This window comes from Oribacterium asaccharolyticum ACB7 (assembly GCF_000238075.1).
Classification (GTDB): domain Bacteria; phylum Bacillota; class Clostridia; order Lachnospirales; family Lachnospiraceae; genus Oribacterium; species Oribacterium asaccharolyticum.
Genome location: NZ_JH414507.1, coordinates 73,738 through 88,312, shown reverse-complemented (window position 1 = coordinate 88,312; position 14,575 = coordinate 73,738). Strand labels below are relative to the sequence as shown.

Below are 14,575 nucleotides of genomic sequence, written 5' to 3'. Positions count from 1 at the left end.
GTCATTATCTTCCCTGCTGATAGAGCTTTACATACCGAAATACTTCTTCACTCACGCGGCGTCGCTGCATCAGGGTTTCCCCCATTGTGCAATATTCCCCACTGCTGCCTCCCGTAGGAGTTTGGGCCGTGTCTCAGTCCCAATGTGGCCGGTCATCCTCTCAGATCGGCTACTGATCGTTGCTTTGGTAGGCTTTTACCCTGCCAACTGGCTAATCAGACGCGGGTCCATCTTATGGCGATAAATCTTTTCACACTCTGCCATGCGGCAATGTGTGCTTATGCGGTATTAGCAGTGATTTCTCTCTGTTATCCCCCTCCATAAGGCAGGTTACCCACGTGTTACTCACCCGTCCGCCACTAGATAACGTATCTTCCGGCCGAAGCTTTCCAATACGCATCTCGTTCGACTTGCATGTGTTAGGCACGCCGCCAGCGTTCATCCTGAGCCAGGATCGAACTCTCATAATAAGTTAAGAGATTGCTCTCTTTAAGTTCTTTCTCCAGTCAAAACTTAGCTTAGCTTTTGTTTTTCCTTGTTTTACTTTTTTGGTTTATTAAACCGTTCGTGTAAGTTTCGTTTGAAACATTACTGAAAATTCTTTAGAATCTTCAGGGTCTGTGTATTATTCGATCTTTGATTTTCAAGGTACTGTTCCTGTCCTTTTCAGGACAGCCATGCTATTATAACAAAGAGAGTTTCTTTGTCAAGCATTTTTTTCGGTTTCCCGAAAACGGAGTAAGAGGGATTTGAACCCTCGCGCCGGTTTCCCGACCTACACCCTTAGCAGGGGCGCCTCTTCGGCCTCTTGAGTATTACTCCTTTTATCCCTGCCAAAAGGGATTCACCTAGAAAGGTGCTTTATTAGAGTATCAAATTCAGATTTTTATGTCAAGGAATTTTTAGGAGTTTTCTTCCGGACTTTCTCCCTCTTTTTGATTTTCTTCTACTGCCCTCAAATCCGTGTTTTCTGAAGCAGCTCCTTCTTCTGAATCTTCCTCATTTTCCGTCTCTCTCACTTTGGCAACGGAAGCAATTACGGTATCGGTATCTTTGTCAATATCCATCAGCTTTACGCCGGAAGTATTTCTTCCTAAAATGCTCACTTTATCGAGATTGATTCGAATCATGATTCCTTCCGTAGTAATAAGAAGAATCTCTCTATCTTTATCGCAGAGCTTAAAGCCTACGATATCTCCGGTCTTCTCCGTAATCTTATAGCAACGGATACCCTTTCCGCCGCGAGCCTGCGCTTTAAAGCAACTCTTGTCCGTCAGCTTTCCGTAACCCTTTTCGGAAACGAGAAGGAAATGCTCTCCCTGGGAAGCTTCCTGCATACCAATGACTTCATCGCCAGCATTTAAGCGGATACCGCGTACACCCATAGAGGATCGTCCGGTTGCACGAACATCCTTCTCATTGAATTCAATCGCCATACCTTTCTTGGTAACCAGGAAGATTTCTTCATCCTCGGAAAGAAGCTTTGCTTCAATCAGCTGGTCTCCCTCATTTAGAGTAATGGCAATCATGCCATTCTTCCGCACATTGGCAAACTGGGAAAGTTCCGTTTTCTTAATAATTCCCTTCTTCGTTGTGAGAATGAGGTATTTTTCCTCGTTGGTATCTCTTAAGCAAAGCGTCGCCGTAACTTTTTCATTTTCCTGTAAGGAGAGGAGGTTTACCAGTGCCGTTCCTCTTGCCGTTCTGCTTGCCTCCGGAATCTCATATCCCTTAATACGGAAGATTCTTCCTTGGTTTGTAAAGAACATGACATAGTGGTGGTTCGTCGTCATAAAGAGGTCTTCGATATAGTCATTCTCTATTGTCTGCATCCCCTTTATGCCTTTTCCGCCTCTATTTTGCTGATGGAAATGCTCCGGTGACATCCTCTTAATATATCCGAGACTGGTAGATGTAATCACCACATCATCGTCCGAGATAAAGTCTTCCGCCTGGAAATCTTTATCAAAACTAAACTGTGTCTTTCGATCATCACCATACTTCTCTGCAATGGCATCCAGCTCTTCCTGAATTACGGAAAGCAGCTTGTTTTCATTTCCTAAAATCTCTTTATAGTAAGCAATCTTTGCCAGAAGATCGTTGTACTCATTCTCCAGCCTTTCTCTTTCCAAACCGGTAAGAGCACGGAGACGCATATCCACAATCGCCTGCGCCTGCACATCGGAAAAGCCGAACCGGCTGATTAAGTTCAGCTTTGCCTCTTCTACATTTTTTGCAGCACGGATAATAGCAACTATTTCATCAATATGATCGAGTGCTTTGAGAAGTCCTTCCAAAATATGTGCTCTATCTTCACACTTTTGAAGGTCATACTCGGTTCTTCTTCTGACAACATTGACCTGGTGTCCTAAGAACTCTTCCAAAATCTGTAGTAAATTGAGAATCCTCGGCTCTCCGTTTACGATACAGAGCATAATCACACCGAAGGTTTCCTGCAGCTGAGTATGCTTATAGAGCTGATTTAAAATAACCTGCGGATTCGCGTCTTTTCTTAACTCAATATTGATTTTGGCATTGGAATTTTTTCCTGCCGCATCATGAATATAAGTGATGCCGTCAATTTTCTTATCTTTTACAAGATCTGCAATCTTTTCAATAACACGGGAACGGTAAACAAGGTAGGGAAGCTCTTTTACAATGATTCTGTGCTTTCCGTTTGGCATGGTCTCAATTTCACAAACGGCACGCATCTTCACCTTTCCTCTTCCGGTTCGGTATGCTTCTTCCACATCTCTTTTTCCGAGAATCGTAGCTCCTGTCGGAAAATCCGGTCCCTTAACAATGGGAAGAAGCTCATCAATTTCCGTCTTTCTTCCCGCAATGCGATTCTCAATGATTTTATCTACACCGGCAATCACTTCTCTTAGATTATGAGGTGGAATATTGGTGGACATGCCTACTGCAATTCCGGTTGCGCCGTTTACGAGAAGATTCGGAAAACGCGCAGGAAGCACGGTCGGCTCATCATATTCGTTGGAGAAGTTCGGCATAAAGTCAACCGTATTCTTATTAATGCCCGACAACATTTCCGCTGCCATCTTGGACATCTTTGCCTCGGTATAACGCATTGCGGCGGGACTGTCTCCATCTTCCGAACCGAAATTTCCCTGCTTATCGATTAAAACATAGCGCATGGACCAGGGCTGTCCCATATATACTAAGGATCCATAAATAGAAGAGTCTCCGTGCGGGTGATATTTACCCATGGTCTCTCCTACGATGGTTGCACATTTCTTGGTTTTCTTATCCGGCGTAACTCCAAGGCTTTGCAGAGCATAGAGCACTCTTCTTTGTACCGGTTTCAGACCGTCTCTCACATCCGGAATCGCTCTGGATACGATAACGCTCATGGCATAATCGATGTAGGAATTTTCCATCGTCTTTTTCAGATCAACTTCCTGCACCTTATCGAAAATATTCGGCTCCAAAATCTACCTCCTATACATCCAGATTCTTTACATAGCGGGCGTTTTTCTCAATGAACTCTCTTCTGGGTTCTACCTGATCTCCCATCAAAGTAGTAAAGGTAATATCGAGCTCCGCCTTGTCGTCTTCTTCCATGTTGACACGAAGAAGGGTTCTGGTTTCCGGATCCATGGTGGTCTCCGCAAGCTCTTCCGTATCCATTTCTCCCAAACCTTTGAATCGGGATACATCGGCACCTTCCGCACCAATTTCCTTCAATATATTCTGATACTCCTCATCAGAATAAGCATAGTAATGCTTTTTATTCTTGGTGATATTAAAGAGTGGCGGCTGTGCCAGATAGACATGGCCCTCTTTAATAAGATCCGGCATAAAATTATAAATAAAGGTCAGCATTAAGGTGGAAATATGTGCTCCGTCCACATCGGCATCGGTCATAATGATAATCTTATGATAACGAAGCTTTGACAAATCAAAGTCCTCGTTGATTCCCGTTCCGAAGGCGGTAATCATACCTTTTATTTCCTCGTTGGCATAAATCCGATCCAGTCTTGCCTTCTGCACATTCAGAACCTTTCCGCGAAGGGGAAGTACTGCCTGTGTTTCCGGATTTCTTCCTTCCTTTGCAGGTCCCAGTGCGGAGTCTCCCTCAACGATAAAGATTTCACAGCGCTCAGCATCCTTACTGCTGCAATCGGCAAGCTTTCCGGGAAGTCCCACACCGTCCAGTGCCGACTTTCGTCTTGTTAAATCTCTTGCTTTTCTTGCCGCGGCTCTCGCTCTTTGCGCCATAATGGATTTTTCACACATGACTCTGGCCACAGCCGGGTTTTGCTCCAGGAAGTAAGTCAACTGCTCCGAAACAATACCCTGTACGGCAACCTGCGCTTCGGAAGTACCGAGCTTTTGCTTGGTCTGTCCTTCAAACTGCGGATCTTCAATTTTTACGGAAATAATACAGGTTAAGCCCTCGCGGATATCCTCTCCGGAAAGATTCGGCTCACTGTCCTTTAAAAGCTTATTTTGTCTTGCATAATCATTAAATGTCTTTGTTAAGGCATTTTTAAAACCGGTGAGATGGGTTCCGCCTTCCGGAGTATTGATGTTGTTTACGAAGGTATAAATATTTTCCGTATAGGAATCATTGTGCTGCATCGCTACTTCGACAAGAATATGCTCCTTTTCCCCTTCACAATAAATAACATCCGGATAAAGTGCTTCTTTTCCCTTGTTTAAGTATGTTACGAACTCTTTGATTCCTCCCTCATAGTGGAAGGTCATTTCTCTAGTCTCTTCTTCTCTTTCATCCACAAGTTTGATGCGAAGATTCTTGGTGAGAAAAGCAGTTTCTCTTAAACGCACCTTTAAGGTATCAAAATCATAAATACTCTCTTCAAAGATTTCGGAATCAGGTAAGAAATGAACCTTGGTTCCATGCTCTTCTTCCGTACAAGTTCCGATACACTCAATTTCTTTTATTACCTTTCCTTTGGAGAAGGACATCGTATAGATTTTTCCGTCTTTACAAACCGTAACATCCAGAAAACTGGACAATGCATTCACAACACTGGCTCCCACACCGTGCAGGCCGCCGGAAACCTTATAGCCGGATCCGCCGAATTTTCCGCCGGCATGGAGTACGGTAAATACAACTTCAAGTGCCGACTTTCCGGCTTTCTTCTGGATATCTACCGGAATTCCTCTACCGTCATCCTCTACGGTAATGGAATTGTCCTTATGAATGGTGACGGTAATATTGTCGCAAAAACCGGCCAGAGCCTCATCTACGGAATTATCCACTATCTCATAAACAAGGTGATGCAGGCCGCGAACAGAAGTACTACCGATATACATTCCGGGACGTTTTCTTACCGCTTCCAAACCCTCCAGTATCTGAATCTGATCTGCACCGTATTCCTTCGATGCGTGAAACTGTTCATTCAGATCCTGATCTTCTCTCTCTATTGCCATGAACCCTCCTCTATGGACATTCAATCTTTCCACCTTCCACATAGTAAAGCTTATCTATGGGAAAACGATTTTCTATTAAATCTTCTAATCCGGTACAAGTGATGATGCTTTGTACGTCGGAAATTTCATCCAGTAAAAAATTCTGCCTTTTTTTATCGAGTTCCGAAAAGACATCATCCAAAAGTAAAATAGGATAATCCTCTATCTTTTCCTTTACGAGTTCAATCTCTGCAAGCTTCAGGGAAAGAGCCGCTGTTCTTTTCTGCCCTTGTGAGCCGAATTTTCGAATGTCCTCTCCGTTGATTTGAAAAAGAAGATCATCTCTATGCGGTCCTACCAAACTGATTTTTTGTTTTTTTTCCGTTTCCCTTGCTCTTAAAACAGATTCCAAAAACGCTTCTTCTTTTACATTTTCTTCATAACTAAGAATCAGTTCTTCCCTTCCTCCGCTGATATTTTTATGAATTCGTATCAGCTTTTCCTGCAAACTTTCTATAAATTCTCTTCGTAAACGGATAAGGGCATGACCATATTTTACAAGCTCTTCATCCCAAACGGAAAGACTGTCTTCGAGCTGCGGTTTAAAAGAAATATCTTTTAACAGCTTATTTCTCTGTAATAAAACTCTATTATACCTCGTTAAGTTGTATAAATAAATTTTATTTAATTGACAAAGTTCCAAATCAATAAATCTTCTTCTTTCCCTGGGACCATCCTTAATCAGACTTAAATCCTCCGGAGAAAAAATAACCACATTGGCTAAACCAAAAAGGTCGGAAGCTTTTCTTACCGGAAAACCGTTAATGGCAATTCCCTTTGTCTTATTCTTTTTTACATGAATATCAATACGATTCTTTATTCCTTTTTTTTGAAGAATCATCTTAATATGGGCTTCTTCCTCCGAAAAACGAATCACATCTCTATCCTTACAAAAACGAAAAGACTTGGAACTGGCCGCAAAAAAAATTGCCTCCAGTAAATTGGTTTTTCCCTGCGCATTGTCTCCATAAAAAATATTATTTTTATTTCCTAAAGACAATTTCAGACTTTCATAATTTCTGTAATTTTGTAACTCTATGGACTCAATTATCATTCTACTTGATCCGCATTAAAGTTAACCGGTAAAATCATATAGATATAATTTTCTTCCTTATCCCTGATAAATACCGGAGAACGGGGAATGGTAAAATAGAGGGAAACCTCTTCCTCTTCTATATTCTGTAAAGCATCCATCAGGAAGTTCGGATTAAAACCGATAAGAAGATCCTTTCCTTCTTGCTTAACCGGAATCTCGGCATCCATTCTTCCCAAGTCGGAAATAATCTTTAAAGATAAGCTGTCATCGGCAATCTTTAAGATAAGAGGCTGCTTATCATTATCTCTTGCCATGATTCTTGCTCTATCTATATCTTCCAAAAGCTGTTTCCTGTTAACCATAATTTTCGTTTCATAATCTGTGGAAAGCATTTGTTTTACATGGAAATATTCACCGTCCACAAGCTGTGTCACTACTGTTGTATTTTCATAATGGAAAAGCAGATACTGTCCGGAAAAATACATTTCCACCATATCTTCCAGACCGCCGGTCATAATCTTGGATAAGTCGGATAAAACTTCTTTCGGAACAATGGCACTTTGTTCGCTATAGGAATCCTTCAAAAATGTTTTTCGAATGGATATACGATGTCCGTCCAAAGAAGTAATGGAGAAAAGATTGTCTTTTATTTCAAAATATTCTCCGGCCATCTTCTTATTATTCTCTCCATTAGCGGTAGAGAAAATCGTCTGGTTAATCATATTTCTTAAACTGAATTGAGAGACCGTAATCGCTTCCTGTTTTTCAACAGAAGGTAAGGAAGGAAATTCCTCCGCATTTCTTCCCATAATTTTAAAAACCGACTTTTCACAACGGATGATACAATTTCCGTTTTCTTCCGTTTCAATACAAAGATTATTTCCTTCTGTCTGCGGAAGGCGTTTTACAATCTCTGTAAAAAGCTTTGCTTCCAAGGCAATCTTTCCTGCTTCTTCGATAACACCGGGACAGATGGTCTCTATACCGAATTCGGATTTATTTCCTGTAAGACTGATTTGCCCTTCCGTTGCATCAATTAGAATACATTCCATAATACTCATGGTTGTTTTAGATGCTACCGCACGTCCAACGATTTGTATTGCTGAAACCAGATCATTTTTTTGAAAAAATAATTTCATGCGTTTCCTTTCTTTCTTTTTCTTTTTACCTAGTACTATTAGTAGGCTTTGTGTAAATGTGAAATTGCCGTTTTCCTTTGATTTTAAAAGGCATTTGGCATAAAAATCTATGTTGATAGTCCCGGGATACTATGGGGATTTATCGGGCAATTTTTTTTCTTAAATTCTCTATTGTGGATTGTAATTGTTCGTTTGTTCGTAAATCTGTGGATATTCTGTCACAGCCGTGAATGACGGTAGAATGATCTCTTCCTCCCAGTAATTCTCCAACAGTAACCAGCGGGACATCCGTCATCTCTCTGCAGAGATACATGGCTATTTGTCTGGGATAAGCAATATTTTTCTTCTTTGTGGGAGAAGCTAATTCTGAGCGATTCAGGTTATAGTGTTCCGCTACGATTTCTATAATGACATCGGCTGTAATTTCCCGTCTTTCACTTGGTGTAATATGATCCTTTAAGAGATCTTCCGCCAGAGTTAGTGTAATAGGCTGTTTTACCAAACGTGACTTGGCGACTACCTTAGTAAGTGCTCCTTCCAGTTCTCTTACATTGGACTTGATATTATCCGCAATATACTTGATGACTTCATTGTCAATGTTATAGCCTTCCAATTCTTCCTTCTTTCGGAGAATGGCCATTCGAGTCTCCACATCCGGCATTTGGATGTCTACGATAAGTCCGACTTCAAATCGGGAACGAAGTCTCTCCTCTAAATTATCAATGTCTTTAGGAGGTTTGTCGGAAGCAATGATGATCTGCTTTCGATTATCATAAAGTGCATTGAAAGTATGGAAAAATTCTTCCTGTGTTCCTTCTTTACCAATTAAAAACTGGATATCATCGATGAGAAGAACGTCCAGTTCCCTGTATTTCTTCCGAAATTCGGCGGGAGATATATTATTTTTATTTCGAATACTGTCTACAAATTCATTGATAAAGGTCTCCGAGGTAACATAGCGAATCTTGGCATTTCGATTTTGTTGCAAAATGAAATGGGCAACGGACTGCATAAGGTGTGTTTTTCCAAGTCCTGCACCTCCATAAATATAGAGAGGATTGTATTGTTCACCCGGAAGCTCCGCAACTGCCACGCAGGCAGCATGGGCCAGATCATTGGAAGAACCTACCACAAATGAATCAAAGGTATAGCGGGAATTTAAGTTTGCGTTTTTTAAGGCATCCGAAAAACTCAGTTCTTCTTTTTTGTCTTCTTTATACAAGGAATCCAAGCCGCTTTCGTCAATAAAAAGAATTTCTTTATTGATTTCCGTAACATCGAGGATAGCTATACGAAGAGTCTGCTTGAATCTTTTATTGATAATGTCTAAAAATTGCTTTTTATCTACTAAAACAATAAGCCTGTCCTCGAGGATATCGTAAGGCTTTAAGGGGGCAATCCAAAGGTCGTAGGCAACGTCGGCAATCGTCTCAATTTCCCTGACCATATTCAATATTTCATTCCATTTATTTTTTATGATTTCTAATTCTTTTGTCATACTCCACCCTTTAAGCAATTCGTAAACAGATAGAAGATAAAGCCTATATATTTTACAGCATGGGGGGTTCTTTATCAAGTTGTAAGAATTACACAGTCTTTGTGGATGAAATCAAAATGTTTAATTGTTGAAAAAATTTTATCCACAAATAAACATGCATTTTTTCTGGAATTTTTTAAAATAAATAGTCTTAAAGAATAGTTTATCCACGATATTTTATTAGAATGTGGATAATTAACATAATTGTGGATAAGTGGATAAAAATGTGGATAAAACTGAAATTCATTTTATCTCTCTTTTTTGATGAAACTTTCTATTGACGGGTTCAGTGGCTTTCATTATAATAACTTGCGATGTTTACCCAAAATTAGGAGTTTATTCGGGACCTTCGTAAGGACGAATAATTCCCGGAGAAACGATCGGTGGCCTGAGCCATACACTAAAAAAAGGGGGTGTCCGTATGCATAAGGGAAAAATGACTTTCCAGCCGAAGACCAGACAAAGAGCCAAGGTGCATGGATTTAGAAAAAGAATGTCCACGGCAAATGGTAGAAAGGTTTTGTCTGCCAGAAGAGCTAAGGGTAGAGCAAAATTATCTGCATAAAGTATTGTAGAATAAAGATTTTAAGGCCGCTTTATAAGCGGTCTTTCTTCAACCATGGAGTTATTTTATGAAGCGATTTCCATCTATAAAATCCAATGCAGATTTTCAACGGGGATATAAAAGAGGAAGATCCTTTGCAAATACATGCTTTGTCATGTATGTAGCCGAGAATTCTTTAGATTACAGTCGTTTGGGAGTCTCATGTTCAAAAAAAGTGGGAAATTCCGTCGTAAGACATGGTATTGCGAGAAAGCTTCGTGAAATATTTCGATTACACAAAGAAATTGAGTTGGGTAAAGACATCATCCTCGTGGTAAGACAAAGTGCGAAAGACAAGTCTTACTTTGATTTTGAAAAAGCATATCTGGAATTATGTAGCAGGCATCATATTATTGGCAGGGAAGAATAAAAGCAGAAAACTTTTACTCTTTTAGTATGGAAAGCCGTTTTTAAAATTTTGACTTTTTGTTTATTTATTTTTTAAACACTATATAAATAGGAAGAAAGTCAGTTTTAAACTATGATTATCCTAGAAATGGAGAGAATTATGAAGAAAATTTTTTTGGGAATGATTCGTTTCTATCAAAAATTTTTATCTCCTTTAAAGGGACACGGCTCTTGTAAATACACACCTACTTGCTCTCAATACGCCTATGAGGCAATACAAAAACATGGTTGTGTGAAAGGTTTATGGTTAGCGGTATGGCGGGTTCTTCGATGTAATCCGTTTGCTAAAGGCGGATATGATCCTGTTCCCTAAAGATGGAGGGAGAAAAATTTGAATTATCTAATTTTGTTAACGAAAAATACGTGGAATTTTCCGGTTTTTGGGCCGGTCTGGAATTTTATCGTTAGTTTTCTCGGTATGGTGATGAATGTCATTTACAGCTTTTTAGAGCAAGTGGGCATTCCAAACATCGGTTTAGCAATTATTTTATTTACCTTAGTAACAAGAATTCTATTATTTCCAACTTCCTTAAAGCAACAAAAATCCTCCAGGATGATGCAAATTATGCAACCGGAGATCAAGGCGGTTCAGGAAAAATATAAGAATATGTCTGACCAGGCATCTATGATGGCACAGCAGGCGGAAATGCGGGCTATTTATGAAAAATACGGCACCTCTATGACAGCAGGTTGCCTTCCTTTGGTTCTGCAGATGCCCATCATCTTTGCTCTTTATCGTATCATTATGAATATTCCGGCTTATGTACCGGCTGTGAAGGTGGTATACGAGTCCGTGTCCTCCGCTATCGGTGGAGCGGATGCTGCACAGGCCTTGGTGACATTCGGAGAAAATAACGGGCTTAAATCAATTTTAAAGACTTTACACAACTTAGGTTTGGACGACCCACAAAAATATGACAGCACGGCAGTACATAACTTTGTAATTGACTTTTTATATAAATTAAATCCTGCGCAGTGGGCAAAGCTTCCGGAAGTGTTTCCCAAGGCAAGTTCGGTAATCGAAACAGCTGCCGCAAAATCTGCGGAAATCAACAGCTTTTTGGGATTAAACTTGGCAACAGCACCCTCTGCTTATGGATTTAAGCCAAATATTTATTGGTTAATTCCTATTTTAGCGGGTCTTACACAGTGGGCTTCCACCGTGCTTATGCAGAAGCAGAGCATGCCGCAGACGGCAGAAGGTGACCAATCTGCACAGATGATGAAGAGCATGAATGTCATGATGCCTCTGATGTCCGTATGGTTTTGCTTTTCTTTTGCTTCCGGTATCGGCTTGTACTGGATTGCTTCTTCCTTGTTTATGTTACTTCAGCAGCTCATTTTGAACTGGTACTTCGGAAAGAAGACAAATGAGCAGCTTTTACAGGAAGCTATGGCAAAGGCTAATGAAAAGAGAGCTAAAAGAGGATTACCTCCTATTGATGAAAAAGCAATAGAAAATCGTTTAAAATCCATGCAGGCTAAAGAAGATTCCGAAGAAAAAAATCGTTTGGATCGTATTGCGAAACAAAGTCAGAAAACGAAGGATTCTACAGAATATTACAATAAAAATGCGAAAGAAGGATCTTTGGCCAGCAAGGCGAATATGGTACAGCTGTACAATGAAAAACATGAGAAAAAGTCATAAAGCTTAGGGGGACAAGCTATGGATAAAATCAGAGTATCCGCAAAGACTATGGAAGAAGCCATTACCAAGGCAACTATCCAGTTACAGACCACATCCGATCGAATTTCCTATACTGTGCTTGTGCAGGGAAGCAAAGGAATTCTGGGAATCGGTGCAAAGCCGTGGATTATTGAGGCCTTTGTAAAAGAAGAAGCAGAAATTGCTTTGGAAGAAAAGAAAGAAGCAGCCTCTTTTGTAGAAAAAAAGCAGGTAGAGCTGAAAAAGGAAGAAAAGGCGGAAGAAAAAACCGGAAACCAAGTAAACGCCGAAAATAAAAAAGAAGAGAAGGAAGTTCTTCCCAAAGATAAGAAAGCTACCAAGAAGACAACGGAAGCTTATAAAGGATTCAGTCGTGGCGGTTATGATCCGATTCCCGCTCCGAGAGAGGAAAAGAGGGAAAGAAGAGAAAATAAAGCTTTCTCCGATACAAAGTCTACCGAAGAAGCAGTAGAAAAGAAAGAATTTCATGCTTTGACAGCGGAGGAAATCGCAGAAAACAAGGAAAAGGCGAAGCAGTTCTTAAATTCCATTTTAACAGGGATGGATATGCAGGTTGAATTGGAAATGGATTTCCACGCAGAAAACAATGAACTGTATATCAATATTGTTGGACCGGATATGGGAATTCTTATTGGGAAAAGGGGACAGACTCTGGATTCTTTACAGTATCTTTGCTCCTTGGTCTTAAATAAGGATCATAAGGAAGATTATCTTCGTGTTAAGTTGGATACCGAGGACTACAGGAAGAGAAGAGAGCAGACACTTAGAAGTCTTGCTAAGAATATTGCTTACAAGGTAAAGAAGACGAAGAAGTCCGTGAACCTTGAACCGATGAATCCGTATGAGAGAAGAATCATTCATGCTTCTTTACAAAATGATTCTCAGGTATCTACAAGATCCGAGGGAGATGATCCTTTCCGTCATGTTGTGATTTTCTTTAAGAATGGCGGAAAATTCCGTCAGGATAGAAGATTTAAAAATAAATATCCGAAAGAGAATCGAGCTGAAAAGTAAAATTTGTGTTATCTCGTTTGCTTTAGTAGTTTAAAAGAATCGAAAAATAAAGAAATCCGGATTTTTCAACAGAACAAGAGGTCTCAGGCTTCGCCTTAGCCACTTGTTAAGAATAAAAACCCCTTTTTGAAAGGATAAGCTGTGTATCGCAGAATTATTCTTTTAAAAAGGGGTTTTTAGATTCTCTTTTTATGCAGATTGCAAAGCGGAAAGAATATGAGTAAAATAAAAAGCTTAGGAGGTGAATCTGTGGATACAATCAGTGCCTTAGCTACCGCGCTAGTGGAAAGCGGAATCGGCATCATCCGTTTAAGCGGAGAGGATGCCCTATCCATTGCAGAAAAAATATTGAGAACCAAGAGTGGAAAGCCTTTGGATATTCGAGAAAGTCATCGCATTCGCTATGGCTTTGTTTATGATGAAGAGGAAGCAGTGGATGAGGTTTTGGTATCTACATTTTTAGCACCCAAGTCCTATACGGGGGAAGATGTGGTGGAAATCAATTGCCATGGGGGCGTGCTTCTCATGCAAAAGATTTTTACCTTAACACTGAAACATGGGGCAAGAGCCGCAGAGCCGGGAGAATTTACAAAGAGAGCCTTTTTAAACGGAAGAATTGATTTATCGCAGGCGGAGGCAGTGGCAGACCTGATTGCGTCGAAAACCGAGGCGGGCATTCAAAGTTCCTTAGCTCTGGTACAGGGTGCTCTGGGAGAAAAAATCAAGGAATGCAGGAGTCTTATCTTAGAGGATACGGCCTTTATTGAAGCGGCACTCGATGACCCGGAACACATTTCCCTGGACGGCTTTTCAGAAAAATGTGCTCAGCACACGGAGTATATATTGCAAGAAATAGAGAAACTCCTCCGCTTTCGTGAGGAAGGAAGAATGCTTACGGAAGGCATTCATACCGCAATTGTCGGAAAGCCCAATGCCGGAAAATCCTCTCTCTTAAACGCTCTGGTCGGTGCGGAAAAAGCGATTGTTACAGATATACCGGGTACAACGAGAGACACGGTAGAAGAAAATATTCGTCTGGACGGTCTTTCCCTTCACCTTATGGATACCGCAGGCATTCGAAATACGGAAGATATCGTGGAGGGAATTGGAGTTGAAAAGGCGAAGAAATCTATAGAACACGCAGACTTAATTCTTTTTGTGGTGGATGCCTTAAAGGAATTTGAAAAAGAAGATGAGGAAATCCTTTCTCTTGTACAAGGAAAAAAGACTATTGTTTTACTGAATAAGACAGATCAAAAAACCATCTTAACGAAAAAAGAGCTGGAAGAAAAAACAGGCCTTCCCGTCATCGAGATTTCCGCTAAGCAGTGGACGGGAATAAAGGAGCTTGGAGAAAAAATCCGGGAACTCTTCTTCTCTGGTTCGCTCTCCTTTTCTTCAGAGCTGTTTGTTCATAGTGAAAGACAGAGAGTGGATCTGGAAGAAGCGAAGAGGGCACTCCTTGAAGTGAAAAACGGTCTTAGCTTATCCCTTTCCGAGGACTTCTTAAGCATTGATTTGATGGGTGCCTATATTGCACTGGGCAGAATTTTGGGAGAAGAAGTTTCCGAGGACCTCGTGAACGAGATTTTTGCAAAGTTTTGTATGGGAAAATAACTTGCGAATGCGTTTTTTGCAAAATGAGATACCATACGCTTTGCGCACGATACTTGTTAAGAATTAAGATTTTTAG

The 14,575-nt window shown here is 40.6% G+C and carries 11 protein-coding genes, 1 tRNA gene and 1 rRNA gene; 6 read left to right on the top strand and 7 right to left on the bottom strand.

The features are described 5' to 3' along the window. The 7 genes from HMPREF9624_RS11285 to dnaA form a co-directional block, all read right to left on the bottom strand. Positions 1-470, bottom strand: a 16S ribosomal RNA gene (locus HMPREF9624_RS11285); the annotation flags it as partial. 264 nt (positions 471-734) lie between these two features. After that, positions 735-822, bottom strand: a tRNA-Ser gene (locus HMPREF9624_RS11280). 80 nt (positions 823-902) lie between these two features. Continuing rightward, positions 903-3,449: a DNA gyrase subunit A gene (gene gyrA, locus HMPREF9624_RS11275; RefSeq protein ID WP_009537855.1), complete on the bottom strand. Its 2,547-nt coding sequence runs from the start codon at positions 3,447-3,449 to the stop codon at positions 903-905. 10 nt (positions 3,450-3,459) lie between these two features. Further along, entirely contained in the window at positions 3,460-5,418 is a 1,959-nt protein-coding gene (gene gyrB / locus HMPREF9624_RS11270; protein ID WP_009537854.1) for a DNA topoisomerase (ATP-hydrolyzing) subunit B, read from the bottom strand. 10 nt (positions 5,419-5,428) lie between these two features. Next, the gene (gene recF, locus HMPREF9624_RS11265) at positions 5,429-6,511 is read right to left on the bottom strand and encodes a DNA replication/repair protein RecF (protein ID WP_009537853.1); all 1,083 of its coding nucleotides are present in this window, start codon (positions 6,509-6,511) and stop codon (positions 5,429-5,431) included. After that, a complete protein-coding gene (gene dnaN / locus HMPREF9624_RS11260) occupies positions 6,508-7,632 on the bottom strand; it encodes a DNA polymerase III subunit beta (RefSeq protein WP_009429988.1) in 1,125 nt (374 codons plus the stop codon). Before dnaN ends, recF begins: the two co-directional genes overlap by 4 nt. A gap of 139 nt (positions 7,633-7,771) precedes the next feature. Then, a complete protein-coding gene (gene dnaA, locus HMPREF9624_RS11255) occupies positions 7,772-9,130 on the bottom strand; it encodes a chromosomal replication initiator protein DnaA (protein WP_009537852.1) in 1,359 nt (452 codons plus the stop codon). 460 nt (positions 9,131-9,590) lie between these two features. Between dnaA and rpmH the strand changes: the two genes are divergently transcribed. From rpmH to mnmE, 6 genes are all read left to right on the top strand, one after another. Beyond that, a complete protein-coding gene (rpmH, locus tag HMPREF9624_RS11250) occupies positions 9,591-9,734 on the top strand; it encodes a 50S ribosomal protein L34 (protein ID WP_009427798.1) in 144 nt (47 codons plus the stop codon). Between the two features lie 67 nt (positions 9,735-9,801). Further along, positions 9,802-10,143 (top strand): ribonuclease P protein component, encoded by a 342-nt coding sequence (gene rnpA, locus HMPREF9624_RS11245; RefSeq protein ID WP_009537851.1) that lies wholly within the window; start codon positions 9,802-9,804, stop codon positions 10,141-10,143. Between the two features lie 138 nt (positions 10,144-10,281). Further along, positions 10,282-10,494: a membrane protein insertion efficiency factor YidD gene (yidD, locus tag HMPREF9624_RS11240; RefSeq protein ID WP_081465295.1), complete on the top strand. Its 213-nt coding sequence runs from the start codon at positions 10,282-10,284 to the stop codon at positions 10,492-10,494. An 18-nt stretch (positions 10,495-10,512) separates the two neighbouring features. After that, a complete protein-coding gene (locus HMPREF9624_RS11235) occupies positions 10,513-11,829 on the top strand; it encodes a YidC/Oxa1 family membrane protein insertase (RefSeq protein WP_009429488.1) in 1,317 nt (438 codons plus the stop codon). Between the two features lie 18 nt (positions 11,830-11,847). Continuing rightward, positions 11,848-12,882, top strand: coding sequence for an RNA-binding cell elongation regulator Jag/EloR (gene jag, locus HMPREF9624_RS11230; RefSeq protein ID WP_009537850.1), 1,035 nt, complete (start codon positions 11,848-11,850; stop codon positions 12,880-12,882). A 249-nt stretch (positions 12,883-13,131) separates the two neighbouring features. Further along, positions 13,132-14,499, top strand: a complete 1,368-nt coding sequence (gene mnmE, locus HMPREF9624_RS11225; RefSeq protein WP_009537849.1) for a tRNA uridine-5-carboxymethylaminomethyl(34) synthesis GTPase MnmE — start codon at positions 13,132-13,134, stop codon at positions 14,497-14,499. The last annotated feature ends 76 nt before the right edge of the window (positions 14,500-14,575 follow it).

Coding starts and splice junctions, on each gene's coding strand:
- gyrB (WP_009537854.1), bottom strand. CDS start 5,418: ATGGCAATAGAGAGAGAAGATCAGGATCTGAATGAACAGTTTCACGCA.
- recF (WP_009537853.1), bottom strand. CDS start 6,511: ATGATAATTGAGTCCATAGAGTTACAAAATTACAGAAATTATGAAAGT.
- dnaN (WP_009429988.1), bottom strand. CDS start 7,632: ATGAAATTATTTTTTCAAAAAAATGATCTGGTTTCAGCAATACAAATC.
- dnaA (WP_009537852.1), bottom strand. CDS start 9,130: ATGACAAAAGAATTAGAAATCATAAAAAATAAATGGAATGAAATATTG.
- rpmH (WP_009427798.1), top strand. CDS start 9,591: ATGCATAAGGGAAAAATGACTTTCCAGCCGAAGACCAGACAAAGAGCC.
- rnpA (WP_009537851.1), top strand. CDS start 9,802: ATGAAGCGATTTCCATCTATAAAATCCAATGCAGATTTTCAACGGGGA.
- yidD (WP_081465295.1), top strand. CDS start 10,282: ATGAAGAAAATTTTTTTGGGAATGATTCGTTTCTATCAAAAATTTTTA.
- jag (WP_009537850.1), top strand. CDS start 11,848: ATGGATAAAATCAGAGTATCCGCAAAGACTATGGAAGAAGCCATTACC.